At 35.2% G+C, this 15,513-nt stretch carries 13 protein-coding genes and 1 pseudogene; 5 read left to right on the top strand and 9 right to left on the bottom strand.

What is annotated here, in order from left to right:
* From CWATDRAFT_RS12485 to CWATDRAFT_RS12460, 5 genes are all read right to left on the bottom strand, one after another.
* Positions 1-1,215 (bottom strand): homocysteine biosynthesis protein, encoded by a 1,215-nt coding sequence (locus CWATDRAFT_RS12485; RefSeq protein ID WP_007305356.1) that lies wholly within the window; start codon positions 1,213-1,215, stop codon positions 1-3.
* Positions 1,216-1,266: 51 nt separating this feature from the next.
* A complete protein-coding gene (locus CWATDRAFT_RS12480) occupies positions 1,267-2,310 on the bottom strand; it encodes an AI-2E family transporter (RefSeq protein ID WP_007305355.1) in 1,044 nt (347 codons plus the stop codon).
* A 249-nt stretch (positions 2,311-2,559) separates the two neighbouring features.
* Entirely contained in the window at positions 2,560-3,738 is a 1,179-nt protein-coding gene (locus tag CWATDRAFT_RS12470; RefSeq protein WP_007305354.1) for an amino acid ABC transporter permease, read from the bottom strand.
* A 20-nt stretch (positions 3,739-3,758) separates the two neighbouring features.
* Positions 3,759-4,811: an amino acid ABC transporter substrate-binding protein gene (locus CWATDRAFT_RS12465; RefSeq protein ID WP_007305353.1), complete on the bottom strand. Its 1,053-nt coding sequence runs from the start codon at positions 4,809-4,811 to the stop codon at positions 3,759-3,761.
* Between the two features lie 93 nt (positions 4,812-4,904).
* Positions 4,905-6,215 carry an AAA-like domain-containing protein gene (locus tag CWATDRAFT_RS12460; RefSeq protein WP_007305352.1) on the bottom strand — a complete coding sequence of 437 codons (1,311 nt, stop codon included), beginning with the start codon at positions 6,213-6,215 and terminating at the stop codon, positions 4,905-4,907.
* Positions 6,216-6,604: 389 nt separating this feature from the next.
* Between CWATDRAFT_RS12460 and CWATDRAFT_RS12455 the strand changes: the two genes are divergently transcribed.
* Entirely contained in the window at positions 6,605-7,558 is a 954-nt protein-coding gene (locus CWATDRAFT_RS12455; RefSeq protein ID WP_007305351.1) for a sensor domain-containing diguanylate cyclase, read from the top strand.
* A gap of 233 nt (positions 7,559-7,791) precedes the next feature.
* Here CWATDRAFT_RS12455 and CWATDRAFT_RS12450 read toward each other — a convergent pair whose 3' ends face one another.
* The gene (locus tag CWATDRAFT_RS12450) at positions 7,792-8,190 is read right to left on the bottom strand and encodes a hypothetical protein (protein ID WP_007305350.1); all 399 of its coding nucleotides are present in this window, start codon (positions 8,188-8,190) and stop codon (positions 7,792-7,794) included.
* Positions 8,191-8,278: 88 nt separating this feature from the next.
* A pseudogene (locus CWATDRAFT_RS12445) lies at positions 8,279-9,392 on the bottom strand (ISKra4 family transposase).
* A gap of 775 nt (positions 9,393-10,167) precedes the next feature.
* Here CWATDRAFT_RS12445 and bchL point away from each other — a divergent pair.
* The 4 genes from bchL to CWATDRAFT_RS12420 all read left to right on the top strand — a co-directional run bounded on the left by bchL (position 10,168) and on the right by CWATDRAFT_RS12420 (position 13,721).
* On the top strand, positions 10,168-11,034 hold the full coding sequence (gene bchL, locus CWATDRAFT_RS12435) for a ferredoxin:protochlorophyllide reductase (ATP-dependent) iron-sulfur ATP-binding protein (RefSeq protein ID WP_007305348.1): 867 nt from the start codon (positions 10,168-10,170) through the stop codon (positions 11,032-11,034).
* A gap of 146 nt (positions 11,035-11,180) precedes the next feature.
* The gene (locus CWATDRAFT_RS12430) at positions 11,181-11,561 is read left to right on the top strand and encodes a DUF5331 domain-containing protein (protein ID WP_007305347.1); all 381 of its coding nucleotides are present in this window, start codon (positions 11,181-11,183) and stop codon (positions 11,559-11,561) included.
* A gap of 3 nt (positions 11,562-11,564) precedes the next feature.
* A complete protein-coding gene (locus tag CWATDRAFT_RS12425; protein ID WP_007305346.1) occupies positions 11,565-12,965 on the top strand; it encodes a ferredoxin:protochlorophyllide reductase (ATP-dependent) subunit N in 1,401 nt (466 codons plus the stop codon).
* A gap of 291 nt (positions 12,966-13,256) precedes the next feature.
* Positions 13,257-13,721, top strand: a complete 465-nt coding sequence (locus CWATDRAFT_RS12420) for a PEP-CTERM sorting domain-containing protein (RefSeq protein WP_007305345.1) — start codon at positions 13,257-13,259, stop codon at positions 13,719-13,721.
* A gap of 111 nt (positions 13,722-13,832) precedes the next feature.
* Here CWATDRAFT_RS12420 and CWATDRAFT_RS12415 read toward each other — a convergent pair whose 3' ends face one another.
* Positions 13,833-15,215 carry a glycosyltransferase family 39 protein gene (locus tag CWATDRAFT_RS12415; RefSeq protein WP_232287086.1) on the bottom strand — a complete coding sequence of 461 codons (1,383 nt, stop codon included), beginning with the start codon at positions 15,213-15,215 and terminating at the stop codon, positions 13,833-13,835.
* Positions 15,208-15,453: a hypothetical protein gene (locus CWATDRAFT_RS39750; RefSeq protein WP_007305343.1), complete on the bottom strand. Its 246-nt coding sequence runs from the start codon at positions 15,451-15,453 to the stop codon at positions 15,208-15,210. Before CWATDRAFT_RS39750 ends, CWATDRAFT_RS12415 begins: the two co-directional genes overlap by 8 nt.
* Positions 15,454-15,513: the final 60 nt, after the last annotated feature.

The raw sequence follows: 15,513 nt of genomic DNA, 5'->3' as shown, positions 1-15,513 counted from the left end.
CTAATCTAAAGTCATTTTAGATCCCCATAAATCTTGTGCCATAAATGTCCGATCTTTGGGCAAAGGAGCAACGGGATCGGTTAAAGTAAACTCTCCTTTTTCAATCCAACTTTTCAACTCTTGCGCTACTTTACGAGATAAGGCAATACTCGCTAAGGGTGCAACCCGAATACTTCTCCCTTCAATAGTCATACGGCCTGTTTTTAGTTGACCATAACTGACTAAACCAAAGGTAGGACGTACCCGACGGGGAATAGAAAAATCAATCACCGGTGCAACCACATCTTTATCCCCAACGGCACAATGTTCGATCACTTTACGATCCAACACAGGAAAAGGAATACCCACCCCCAACATCAACGAAGGACCATAATGCTTAAAATAACACCCTCTCACCCATTCAGGTGACATGGTTTTGGCATCCCCAACTAAGGCTAAAGTGGCGGCCGGACCGATAGGGGTACGGTTAGATAGGCGTTTCTGTAACGGGAAATGTTGAGTACCTTCCCAAGCAATATAACCCACACCACCCCCCAAAAAAATACGACTACCGATGCCAATTAATTCTAAGTCAGGATCGTTGAATAAAGGGGCGATCGCACCTGGGTTAGAATAGACAGCATTACCTAAACTGGGTTGCAGTGGACCTAGATAGGTATGAAGAAGGCGATCGCCACCATTAACCCCCACAATAAAGTTTTGATAAAGGTTACGAGGGTTATATAGATAAAACTGGTTGATGGTTTTACGGGTAATGGTTGTTTCAAAAGAGGATCGAGGATAACAGTCGGTAACTTGACCAATAGCTTTGAGATTGACTGGTTTTCCTGCGATTAAGTCTTCGATGACATGGCCTCCACCCCTTTCCACAGTAACACTTCCTGAACGGCTATCATTATCATTGATCTCAGCGATGACCTTATAATCAAGCATAGCAGTAGCCCCTAGATAGAGATCCACCGCCCCAAACCCGGCATAAGCAGGAACCCCGTCTAACCAACATTGCCGTATCTTAATGGGGGGATCGGTGTGACCTAAGTTAAGAATAGCCCCAGATGACTCCATCGGTTCAAAAGTACCGCTACATAAAACATCAACGGTTTTAAAAGCTTCATCAATTCCTATTTCTTTAACCCGTGTTTTTAGTTCTTCTACAGTCCAAACTGTTGCCTTTTTTTGGTTAATTTTTTCGTTTATTTCTGAAATTGTTCGCATTGCTGTCAGGGTATTTTATTTGCTTGATAAAGAGTAATTTTCAATTTTCAATTATGAATTGTGAACCTTCCATCGGTCTAAAATATCTTTAACTAATACTTCTTTTAACCAGACTTGACTTACCAAGGCCAAAGGTAAGGCTAAAAAGAAGCCCAAAACACCGAAGAAACTAGCAAAAAATACTTGTGAGAGTAAGGTTAGTGCAGGTAATATGGATTTTCTATTTTTTATAACTAAGGGAGTTAGTAACTTATTTTCTATCATTTGAATAACGATATAAAAGATAATATAAAGAATAAAGACGGTAACGGACTTCCAAGAGTTTTCTAATAAAGCGATAGTCACAGGTGGAATAAGACTCAACACAGGTCCGATATTGGGAATAAAGGTTAAAATTCCTGCTAACATTGCTTGTGCCAAAGTTAAGGGCATACTTAAAATTGATAAACCAATAAAACTTAATAAGGAAATCATCACCATCTGAAATAATATGCTAGTTAGTACCCCTTGTAATGAGCGATCGCATTCTTTCAAAATATGGTTTATTTTTGGGCGATAAAATGAGGGAAATAAACGAATAAATCCTTGACGGTAAGCACTAGGATTAGCTAGTAACATAAAGGTTAAAGCAAATAACAATAGTAAAGTTAAAGGAATACCTAAAGTTGCATAAAAAACCAATAATCCTTGACCGGCGATTTTTTTCAATAATGGTTGTAATGGTTCAATAATTTCTTGATTAGTTGGTAAAGCATCAATTAATTTTGGATCGAGCCTTGATATAAAGTCTTTAGTGCTGATAATTAATTGATCAATTCCTAAAGCAACTAACTTGAATAATTCTGGTAATTGTTCGGCAAAGGGGGGAATAATGAGCCAGAAAAATGCTGACAATATTGCTAATAATAAGAGAATAGATGATAATACTGCATAGCCCCGTTTCATTCCCATTCTTTGTAATAGTTGAACACCATGATTAAGAAAATTGGCAATGATGGCAGCAGTAAACAGTAAAAGTAATAACTCCCTAATTTTCCAAAGAAGGTAAATACAAAATGCTAAGATTACAAAACCAACCCATTGAGAAAATTTCAAAACTACCTCTCCCTCTCCAGAGATTATTTTTTACTTATGAATCAGAATCCTTACTCAACATTTTTTTACCTAAAAGTAAAGCAACTGTCAAGGGAAGTATCATGACTATAATCAGAGCATTAACATCAGTAGGAGGGATAGAAATCAAAAGTCCTGAATATTTGATAACTAGAGATAATATCAGGGAAATAATAGTCAGCTTAACTAGAAAACTAATGGTTTCATTCATCTTAATTTTTATCACTCCTATTATTTTTCTTTTAGTTGTACTGAGCGGTTTAACAAATTCATAACCGTAGAAATAATCAGGTTAAAAATCAGATATGTTGCCATAACAACTAATAACATTTCGATGGATTTTCCTGTTTGATTAGAAATGGTATTAGATACGGCATAAATATCATTATAACCAATGGCAACCGCTAAACTAGAATTCTTAGCTAAGTTTAAAAATTCACTGGTTAGAGGAGGAATCATCACCCGTAATGCTTGAGGAAAAATGACCAAACGCATAGCTAAACCCGAGTTTAATCCTAACGCTTTAGCTGCTTCCCATTGTCCCTTAGAAACGGATTGAATACCCGAGCGCACTACTTCAGCAATAAACCCTGCGGTGTAAATGGTCAACCCCGCTAATAAGGTAGCAAATTCAGGGGAAATATTCAAGCCATCTTGGATACGTTTTATTTGAGAATCATAGCTAGGAAATTCCCAATCAAAACCTAAGATAATAGTTAAAATTGAGACAATTATAATTACAATTAAAGCTAGATTATAAAAATTTCCAGTTGTTCCTTGTTGTATAATTGTTTGGGTTTGTTTACGCCAAATCAAAAAAGCAATAACTCCACCAAAGAATAAGGTTAAGATAGCTAAAAAAGTTTGTAAATTAGCCAAAGGAAAAGGTACATAAACTCCTTGATTAGAGAGAAAAACAGAATTAAATATAATTAGAGGTGCATCGATTTTAGGGAACTTTAGAAAAACAGCAAAATACAAAAAAAATAGTTGTAGTAATAAAGGAGTATTGCGTATTATTTCTACATAAACTGTCGCTATTTTTTGAACTAACCAGTTATCTGATAATCGTCCTAGTCCAATAATCACCCCTAAAATAAAAGCCAAAATGATCCCAGTAATCATAACTCTTAATGAGTTTAATAAGCCAACTAAAATGGCTCGATAATAGGGATCAGTTGGTTGATAAGGAATGGGACTATCACCAATATTAAAACGGGAATTTAACTCAGGATCAAAAATAAAGCCGAAACCAAAAGTTAATCCCAACTGTCTAAAATTATTAACAAGATTGTTCCCAAAAAAAACTAAGAGCAGTAATATAACACCAATAACTAAAACTTGTATAACAACTTTAATAATTCGTGAATCACGCCAAAAAGGAATCTTTTCTTGATTAATATTAGACATAAGACTATGTTTGATCTATATTATCTAAACGGTGGAGAATATAATAACCCCCCTTCTGTCCATAACTGATTTGGTCCGCGTTCTAACCCCAAAGGTTTACCTATATTTCTATCATAAACTTCTCCATAATTACCAACGTGCTTAACAACACGACTAGCGAAATCGTTGGGTAATCCTATGCCTTCCCCTAATTTATCATCTAACCCTAAAAACCGTCTGATATTGGGATCTTCGCTCTTTTCAAATGTTGCTAAGTTTTCAGAATTAATTCCAAATTCTTCGGCTTGAATCAAAGAAAATGTGATCCATTTAACTGCATCAAACCAATCAGAATCATTATTTTTAACCGCCGGACCCAGAGGTTCTTTTGATAAGACCACATTGAGTATATTATGGTCATTAGAATTGGGTAAAATAGAGCGACGGGCAACTAATTGAGAGCGATCGGCTGTTACCCCTTCGCAACGTCCTTGTTGATAGGCAGCATAAAGAGCGTCCACATCATCAAAGGTAACAGGATTATAGTCAGTTATGCCTTTTTTTCGCATTTGGTCGGCTAAATTCTGCTCTGTAGTTGTTCCTGCCAAGACACAGATGGATTTACCAGCTAGTCCTTGTATATCCGTCACACCACTAGCTGTTGTTACCATAATTCCTTGACCATCATAAAAGATAGTTGGGGCAAATTCCATGCCGTTAGTGGTGTCTCGACTGATAGTCCAGGTAGTGTTACGATTGAGAACATCTACTTCTCCCGATTGAACAGCAGGAAAACGCTCCTGTGCGCTTAATTTGCGGTATTCTACCTTCTCGGGATCATCGAACAAAGCAGCAGCGATCGCCCGACAAACATCCACATCTAACCCCGAATATTGACCATTTTCGTCCACAAAACTGAACCCAGGGACTTCCCCATTCACCCCACAGATCAAAGTTCCTCGTTGTTTAATGGTATCAAGACGACTGCTACTTGTCGGGGTGGGGTTGTCAGAGGTTTGACTACCTCCTCCACAAGCGGTTAAGGGCATGGTTAACAACAATGCTATTAAAATGAAATAGGGTTTGTTGAACATAGATCAATTGTCAAAACTGGAGATGAATAAGGGCTTTCGTTTAGTCTAAACGACAGAGCCTTAATTATCAACGATCAATTGTCAATTATTTTGCTAAATGACCACTGAAAAGTACAAACAATAGAGTTGACAACTAGGAAATGCTTCTTTTCCTTGCAATTTAACTAATCCCATACTTGCTAGTTTATAAGCAATAATTGTTTCTAACTGCATAGGCTTTTTCGCTTTGATTACTTTAGCAAAAGCAGCAGCTAGCTCAGGATTATTTTGTAGAGTAATTAGGTGATTTTGTAGATGATGATCATAGATACCTGTGGGAGTGGGTGCTTCTTCTAACAATTGTTTCATAGTTATTTTATCTTGGTATAAATGATAAAGAGCTAGACGAATTAAATAGGGATGTCCCCCCACCATTTTCATCAAATTTTTTAAAGGTTCACTACCTTCATTATCGATAATATTTGAAAGAGAATGAAACTCGGCCAAAGCTTGAACTTGTTCTAAATTAAATTCGGGTAGTTGGATCGGAATACCAACATTAAAAGGAGATTGTTGTAATTTGAGCGGAATATAAATTTCTGTGGAATGGACAATAATTAAGCGTAAATTCTGCCAAATCTCAATATTATTCCCTTCCTCATGCCAAAAACGCAGCAGAGGTAAAAATTCCTGGGCAATATCTCCATACTCAAAAAGATGATTCACTTCATCGATAGCTAAAACCAAAGGATTATCAAGAGATTCGAGAATATATCCTTGTAAATAAGCATTACAACTAACTTTGCTCCCTAGTTCTTCATCCCAATAGTCATCCAGTCTCGGTTCTTTGTTTAACTGATGAGCAATATTAGCACAAATCCAACGTAGAAAGGGATCTAAATGGGTGAATAAGGTGTTATTTGCTTGTTGTAGGTTTAAGCGAACGGTATAGTAGTTATTTTCTTTGGCATAGGCTAAAATTCTCAACATTAAAGAAGTTTTACCCATTTTAGAGGGTGCTTTAATTCTTAATAAAGCTGCTGGTTTGATAATTTCAGCATAAGCACGCTGTTCGATGGGAGGACGTTCTATATATAGTGGGGAGTTTCGTGGTACAGTGCCATCAGAAAAAGGTAGTTGACCCAAAGGACTTATGGATAGAGACGGTGTCTTATTGAAAGACTGTCTCAAAACCGTCTGAATGTTACTTTTTGTGATCTTCACCCCGAGAGTATCCGAGAGTAGTTGCCAGAGTCTAGACCCCGCAACCTTTATGTAATCAGCATCATAGCCATTTTCTTCTGCAATCATTTGATAAGTTTTCCCTAACCAACACTGACGAAACACCAACCCTTGAAGATCGTTGAGATAGTTCGGTTTTAGGATAGTTTCTACGAAAGTAAAAGCTTCTTCTTCAGATAACATTTTTCACTGTTTGAAAATGGCTTACATTTTATTCTATTTTCTCACAGACAAGTTATTTATTAATTTATAAACTAAATATAGAAGGTTAAAAACCAGTTGTTTTTCTCTTTAGCTCCTGTTTTCTTAACTGAGTAACATAACTGCAAAATTACATCTTCTCATTGATTTTGCTGTTTTATAACACTGTGCATTAATAGTCGGACAGTTATGACATCCTACTGCTCCTTGTTCCCTTTTACCAACGTCTATCTGTCCAAACTATTTTTTATGTGCTATAACAATGATGTGATATTTTATTTGAGGGTATTCCTGGTTATCTCAGAATGAAAATTAAAGGGAGAAAGAATTGATAACTGTCTGAGAACGGCAAATATTTCTTGTTATGTCTGATGAATAACTCTCCTCAAGATAAAAATAACTTTTTTATGGCTTTAACACAACTTAATCTAGAGTTTACTGATTTCAACCCTGTTACTTGTCCGCAAACACAAACCATAATCAATACTATTCGTGATAGTGTTATTTTACTGGACAAAGACTATAAAATATTAATGGTGAATCAAACAACTCTCAATTTATTAGACTATTCAGAACAGGAATTGGTTAACCGATCTATTTTTGACATTTTAAATGAGAAAGATTTTCATTTATCTCTTGTTGAGAATAGTATCAACAGAATCATAGAAACCACTTATCTCAAGAAAAACAATCAAAAAGTTCCTATGTTTTTATCCAATCAACCAATTTTATCTAACCAACAAGACATTATGGCTATTATTTGTACTGCCAAAGATATCAGTGAAGTGAAAAAAATTGAACAATTAATCAAGGATAATGAAGCAAAATTATACCATGAGTTTTGTAATGATCACTTAACAGGTTTACCCAACAGACAAATATTTATTGAAGAACTAGAAAAGTCTTTACAAAAAACTCATGAAGATACAAGTTCTTCTTTTTCTGTTTTACTGATAGACTTGGATAGCTTGGAAATAGTTAATAATATTTATGGTTCTTTGGTGGCAGATAATCTTTTGACTAAAATTTCAGACAGATTAAAAAAATATCTCAACTCTCAAGATACTTTAGCACGGTTAGGAGGAAATAAATTTGGAGTTATCTTAAACCATTCTAGTAATTCAGAGGGTAGCTTAGAAGTAGTAAAGGTGATTGAAGAAAGTTTTTCTCGTCCCTTTCAATTGAATGATTACGAAGTTTATATTAGTGTCACTATGGGGATGACTACCAGTAAGGAAAATTATCAAAAAGTTGAGGATATTGTACGAGATGCAGATGCAGCGTTGAACTATTTTCCCTTACCTAAGTTGTCAATTAATAATTGATTAATTTAACATATAGCATAGTGAAGATATCAGGCCAAGGTCATTTTTAATTATTGATAGTTAATCATCCTTGGTTGTTTTTGAATTAGAAACTTCATTTTCTAATAAGACTGTTCTTTGATCATTGGGGAGGAAGTTTTTGTCTAATATTTCTTCGAGGCTAAAAGGGAGCATCCCATTTTTGGAGAAATAAAGCATTATTCGCGGAATTTAATCGCGAAATAATTTTTTGATTATCTACTTTTATGTTCTTCATCATAAGCGATATCAACGACACAGCTTTTCAAAGAAACAAGGGAAGACTGTAATTCGTTAACAATGGTTCTTCTGAGGACTCCCATGACAGCATCGACATGGGCAATTGTGCCACCTTTGCCCAAATGTTGATATTTACTGAGAGATTCACCATTTTTCTGTTCAAATATGGGTCTATCTGCTTGTAACTTGTAATACCAATAAATTTTTTCTTTTTGCCTCACTTGATAACGAACTACCCAACAACCATCTTCAGCTTGTTTTCCCTTATCATCAAAAAACTGTAAATATGACTCTATTTCAGCAATAGCTTCGGTTAATCTTTGTATTCTATCTAATTTGTCCTGTTCAGTCTCGACATATCCTCTACGTCCCATAAATATTGAACTCCATGCGAAATTAATTCGCTACTATAATACGCGAAGTTCTACTCTACTTGTCTTCATTTTTATTATTTAATTAGAATTAAATAGCTAGTTGACCATTGAGATAGGCACAACTTATTGATAGAATATTATTAACGGTTTTAGCTTTCCATTGTGCGCCAGTTATTTTCACACGATGTGCTATTTGTTTTACGGCTGACTCTACGGCTCCACTGCCAATTGAACAAATTTTTTGCCAGCTATAATAATGATAATTAATGATGCGATATTTTCGTTTAATCAGATAGTTGCAAAACTGATTACCTCCCACCGGGTCCTGGTTACGTAAATAGCTAATAGCTGACGAGGTTTGCCCCATCCATAAATAAGCTTTAACTTGTTCAAGTTGGTATCTTTTTCCCTCAACTTTGTAGAGATTTTCCATTAAATGATACCAGTCAATAATCTCTATTCTTTGGTTTTCATCCCCAATTTCAGCAATTATGTTCCAAATTCCATCATGACCATCTCCTAAATAATAAAGCGGATTAGTTAACTTCTGACTATTAACCCAATCGATTAAAGATTGATTATCCTGAAAAAAAGCACCGTAATATATTCCTTGTAATCTAGCAGTTTTATATTCTTTCCAATAACTTTTTTCCCCGTCTTCTCCTCTTAATCTGATTTTCCCTCCATCTACAGCAACCTCTGAACAGCCTTGTTTTACTTCTGGTAATAAATTGTCGATTCTCTGGACTTTTCGATGATGGGTTGAATGTCCAACTTTAAAGCCCATTAATAATAACATATCCTTCTCCGCATTCTGATAAGATTCATTGGCACTTAAGAGCAAACAACACTTTTCTAGAAGGGGACTATGACGAGTATAAGGATTAACGCCTAAGCGGTCACATTGTTTTTCAGTTATTTTTAATTGTCCCACACAACTTTTTATTTTCCGATTTCTTCCTTTTCTCGTTTTTGTTTTTCTTTCGATAAAAAAAGCGGTGCGAACCCGCGTCGTCTTACGGCGCAAGGGAAGGCGCACCAAGACGGGCTATTTGTGGACTAACATTCTCTAAAACATGCTCCCTCACAGCAGTTTCGATGTCTTCAAGAGTCTCTAAAGAGTCAGGGTCTGCATTTTTATAAAGTATTTCACTTGCTCTGTTTATACAAGCTTCAAGTTCAAGTCTTTCTAATGGAGTCATAATGAGATAATTCTCAATGTTTACACCCCCATTATGTCAGAATTAATTGATGGAAGGTAAATATTTAAACTTATTCGCGAATAAGTTTCGCGAAGTATCTGCATCCTTTTAAACTGTCTAAATACAAAAATGGGATGCTCCCTAGATTTTTCTAGTTTTAGGAGTTTGGAGTTAGATATTAAGTTTACCTCATGAGTCCAACAAACCCTATATATAACTAACTATTAGGTAGGCAAAATTACAGTTTTCTTTTGTGTTGATAATCATAATCATAATAGCTTAACGGCCGTTGATCCCCAGAAAAGAAATCGTAACTATTCTTTATAAAATTCTTTTTGAGATCATTTTTTGTCCCTTAACTGAGGGAAAATAACCCTTTTTTGTTACATTACTTAATTTTTAGCTGTTTTGTACTAAAAAATTATGGCAACAGTAAACTTCTATAAGCTTTATATAATCATAGTTTTAGTGATTTTGTCTTGAAGATATGCGATCGCTTCAATTATAAAATTTTCATATTGTTCCTAATTATTAAAATGCGGAAGACAAAATTTTATTTAAGATCTTTTTCAGAGTTTTAAAGTTTTTAAAGGCAATTTTTACTATTTTAATCTTATTTATAAAATAATACTTGATAATACTAGCCTATTTATTCTGAACTCCTCTTGGAATTCATAGCTAGTTGTTCCATAATGCGAGTAATGAGGTTGACAAACAGACTCAGGTTACAACCCAGTCATAACAAGCATTATTTTGAACGCAGGAGACTAAACCCTTGACTTTAACACTCGCAGTTTACGGAAAAGGTGGGATCGGAAAATCAACCACCAGTTGCAACATCTCTACAGCATTGGCTAAACGAGGTAAAAAGGTACTACAAATTGGCTGCGATCCCAAACATGATAGTACATTTACTCTGACAGGTTTTCTTATTCCCACCATTATTGATACCCTACAAGAGCAAGACTTTCACTACGAAAATATCTGGCCCGAAGACGTTATCTACAAAGGATATGCAGGGGTTGACTGTGTAGAAGCAGGGGGGCCTCCAGCAGGGGCTGGTTGTGGTGGTTATGTGGTAGGAGAAACGGTTAAACTACTAAAGGAACTGAATGCGTTTGATGAGTACGATGTCATTTTATTTGACGTATTAGGGGACGTAGTTTGTGGTGGGTTTGCTGCACCTTTAAACTATGCTCAATATTGTTTAATTGTCACGGATAATGGGTTTGATGCGTTGTTTGCTGCTAACCGTATTGCTGCATCGGTGAGGGAAAAAGCACGTACCCATCCTTTACGGTTGGCCGGGTTAATTGGTAATCGTACTTCTAAACGTGATTTAATCGACAAATATGTACAAAGGGTTCCTATGCCAGTGTTAGAAATTCTACCCTTAATTGAGGATATTAGGGTATCACGGGTTAAGGGACAAACCTTGTTTGAAATGGCAGATAATGACCCTTCTCTTGACTATGTTTGTAACTACTATTTAAACATTGCGGATCAGTTATTAGCTCTACCAGAAGGGGTGGTTCCTAATGATGCTCAAGACAGAGAATTATTCAGCTTGTTATCTGATTTCTATCTTAATCCTCAAGCTCCAAAAACAGAAGAGGAAGAGTTAGATTTGATGATGGTTTAGGCTCCGTCGTCAACGCTTTAGCGTTAGTTAGGGTCTAAAGACCCTACTACGAAACGAAACTTTTTGATTTGTTCACTTAAATGATATCTATCCTAACTAATAAGGGAATACTGTCTATAGTAACTTTTGTGCTTAGGATTAAATTGATGATGACTTTTGAACAAATCAAGGCAACTTTATCTGATAAATGGTTAGATTATTATCAAATTAATCGGTGTTGGATTCAACCTTTAATGGACTCTAAAAATTGTTGGTATAACACTCCTGATGGTGGGAAAAGACCTTCTGCTGAAATCATTTTAGGAGCTATTACAGCTTTAGAACCAAAATTATCTTTTTGGATGCCACCCTTTTGTGAACTCAGTTCTGATTACAACAACCTCATTAAAGTTCTAGGTTTAAATTTTAATCCTGAAACTGAACTCAAAAAAAGGGAAGAAGAAAGAGCCAAAAATCCACAATTAAACTCTTCAGATACTGACGAAATTGAACGCATTAGACAACAATTACAAAAAGGAGAACTCTAAATTATGACTGCCTTACAAGAACCCACATCCTTACAATTTGACTGCGAAAGTGGCAATTATCACACTTTTTGCCCTATTAGTTGTGTCGCTTGGTTATACCAAAAAATAGAAGATAGTTTCTTCTTAGTTATCGGCACAAAAACATGTGGTTACTTCCTACAAAATGCCATGGGAGTGATGATTTTTGCCGAACCCCGTTATGCTATGGCAGAATTAGAAGAAGGAGATATTTCTGCTCAATTAAAAGATTACGAAGAACTGAAAAGATTGTGTTTACAAATAAAACGCGATCGCAACCCCAGTGTAATCGTTTGGATCGGTACTTGTACCACAGAAATCATCAAAATGGACTTAGAAGGATTAGCCCCTCAACTAGAGTCTGAAATCGGTATTCCTATTGTTACAGCAAGAGCCAATGGTTTAGATTATGCCTTCACTCAAGGAGAAGATACAGTCTTGGCTGCTATGGCTCATAAATGTCCTAAAAATGTCAAAGTAGAATCAGAAAAAGAAGAAAGAAATGCTATCCATAAACTATTAAATTTCGGCAGAAAAAAAGAAGATATTAAACAAGAAGAATCTGAATATAAAGAACATCCTTCCTTAGTTTTATTTGGCTCTTTACCAGATCCAGTTGTTACCAATTTAACCCTAGAATTGAAGAAACAAGGCATAAAAATTGATGGTTGGTTACCCGCAAAAAGATATACAGAATTACCCGTAATTGATGAAGGTTATTATGTTAGTGGAGTTAACCCATTTTTATCCCGAACTGCTACTACTTTAATGCGTCGTCGTAAGTGTAAATTAATCGGCGCACCCTTCCCCATTGGTCCCGATGGTACTCGTGCTTGGATAGAAAAAATATGCTCCGTTTTCAATATTGAACCCCAAGGGTTAGAAGAAAGAGAAGCCAAAATTTGGGAGAGTCTAGAAGACTATATTAAACTTATTCGAGGTAAGTCTGTTTTCTTTATGGGTGATAATTTGTTAGAGATTTCTTTAGCCCGTTTCTTAATTCGTTGTGGGATGACTTGTCCAGAAATTGGTATTCCTTATATGGACAAACGTTACCAAAAAGCAGAATTAGATTTTCTAGAAAAAACCTGTAAAGAAATGGGTGTACCTGTGCCTAAGATTGTCGAGAAACCTGATAATTATAATCAAATTCAACGTATTTATGAATTAAAACCTGACCTAGTTATCACAGGAATGGCACACGCCAACCCTTTAGAAGCAAGAGGAATAAATACTAAATGGTCAGTAGAATTTACCTTTGCACAAATTCACGGGTTTACCAATGCAAGAGACATATTAGAACTAGCAACTCGTCCCCTCCGTCGTAATAATAACCTCAAAGAATTAGGTTGGGAAAAATTAGTCAAAGAAGAAGCTAAAATCTAAATAGTTTCCTAAAGTTAAGCTACAAATTTCCGTAGGTGTCAACGGCCGTTGACCCCTACAACCTTAACATATGTAGTCTCAGTTGATGAAAATAGTATTATAGGGGGTTAAAGACTTTGTTAAACCCTGCTCTTGATTTTCTCACAACTAAAACCTGATTTCTATATAAAGATTCTTAACCCATAATTAAGTAAAATTAAGTAAAATTACTGCTATCATTATTCAAGAAGTCCCTTAATTTTACCTATCATAAGATTAAGTGGCACTATTCCTGTCATAACCGAGAAGTCTATGAAACCAATCTTAAAAACAGTTGTATCTCTTGCTTCCGGAGTAGCTATTGCAGCAACCATGAGTTCTACTGCTATAGCCTTTGATTTCACGCGAGACCCAGAAAACAAGAATGAATTCTTTGTAGAAAATCAATATATCGGCGAATTCATGAGTATGTTGGGCGAGTGGTTCGAAGAGGAGAAGGTGATCTTCACTGGTGACGTTACATTCACTTTCAATCCCCCAGATAGTGTTCTTGTAGAACTACCAGAGAATACCCAGTGGTTTCTTGATTTGTCTAATGAATCAACTGGTATTACAGAACTGGATGATATTATCAGAGAATCTACTGATCTACCTCCTGCCAATACCGCAGAAACCGTTTCTGAACCAGGTACTATTGCCGGGTTATTGACAGTTACGGCTCTCGGTTTAGTGAGTCGTCGCAAGTCAAACTCAAAGTTAAACGAAAAGGAAGAATAACACGAGTATTATTCCTGTTATTCTAAATTATACTTATGGCTTTTAGCCTTGGGAATATAATAATATTATGAGTTGATTTAAACCCCTATAAAGGGGTTTTGTTTTTGTAACTTACTCTATTTTTTCATAAACATTCATCATAAAATTATCTAACTTCCATGTTCCTACTAATCTTTGAAAAAACTGTAAATTATAATTGTCATCTAAGACAGTTTTAACCCCTTGTTTTTGCTCTTCTGTGCTTGGTTTTCCCCACACAGGTCGTTCGCTATCTAACCAGAGAATTCGTTGATACTGCTCAGAATCTTTACTTAAGTTTTCTGCTAAAATAGGGGATAAATTATCAGAGTTTTGCGCTAGTAAACTAATAGGGAAAGTGGTAGGTAGATAATAAGCTAATCTTAACACATGACCCCAAGCTTGAGAATTCATAATAATTAAAGTAGGTTGATTGGGCTGTTCATTAATAATATCAGCTATTTGATGGAACATTTGACGAGAACGTAAACTAAAATCGGCCATATTAATTACTAAACACAATAATATTAAGCTTAAAATAGTAATATTTTTAAATTTAATAACTCCTTTTTCTAGGAAAGTTGCTAACAATAACAAGCATCCAGGTAACACAAAAATAACGGAACGACCAAACCCGAAAGCCAAGGTAAATTTTCTCGTTACAATATCTAAAAGCAACATTAATAATAAAGGAAATAAACCTAATAATAAGCTAATAATTAATAATTTATTTTGATTATTTTTATATAGTTGCCATATACAATAAACCAAACCAATAAAAACAAATAATCCAGCAATTGTCACTAGATAATCAGGTAAAATACTCGACCAATCACCAACTAATAAATGAATGCCTAGCACATCAAGAAATTCTTGTAAATGTCTAGTCATAGCAGCTATAAAACTATCTTGACTGGAAAACCTTCCTAAGTCAGCATTCCTTAATTGTTGCCTCGTTCCCCACCAAACCCAAGGAATGGTAATAATAATACTACTGATTAAATACAAGGCATACTGCCACCATTTTTGTCGGTCTAACCACAAAACTAAGGTAGCAAAGATCAAAAAGAACACACCAAAATAGTAAAATGTCATCAACCCTGACGCTGCGGATAAAATCAATGATATTGTCAAAAAAATCTTAGATTTATTAGAATAACTATTTTTAGTTTCTGAAGTATTTAGGGTAATTAATTCTAGTAAAGATAAACTACTAAGTAAAACCCAAAATACCAATGAACAATACATCCTGATATTTAAAGAATGGAATAGATAATAAGGATTTAATCCTAATAAAGCAGCAAATAATAAACCCCCTTGAAAACCTAATAATCTTCTTCCTAAACCATAAGCACACCCCATAGAGCCTAGACTAAATAATACAATAATACTGCGCATTGCTGCTTCAGAATTACCCCATATTCTTAACCAAAAATGTTGTTCTAAAAAGAAAAGAAAAGGATGAGGCTCAGCCACCAATCCTTTCAGAAAAGCTATTTTCAACAGGAATGTTTAATAAACGGGTATAATCTGCTAAGATAACAGGGATATCTTGAGGGTTTTGATATTGTCCTTTTTGTCCAGTGGATAATAGTAGAGATAAGACCTCATCGTACCAAAATTCTCGACTTCCTAAATTAATTATCCTGAGAATAACAGCACAAGCGATCGCAGCGAAAAGAATGATATTAATAGTTTTAGTCGAAATTTTCATCAATTAATTAACCTTTTTACAATAATCCAATATTTGATATAATGGGTTAAGAATACTTAT

Origin of the sequence: Crocosphaera watsonii WH 8501 (assembly GCF_000167195.1) — a bacterium.
In the GTDB taxonomy this organism is placed as follows: Bacteria; Cyanobacteriota; Cyanobacteriia; order Cyanobacteriales; family Microcystaceae; genus Crocosphaera; species Crocosphaera watsonii.
The sequence above is the reverse complement of the archived record's forward strand: the minus strand, read 5'-3'. Positions and strand labels throughout refer to the sequence as shown.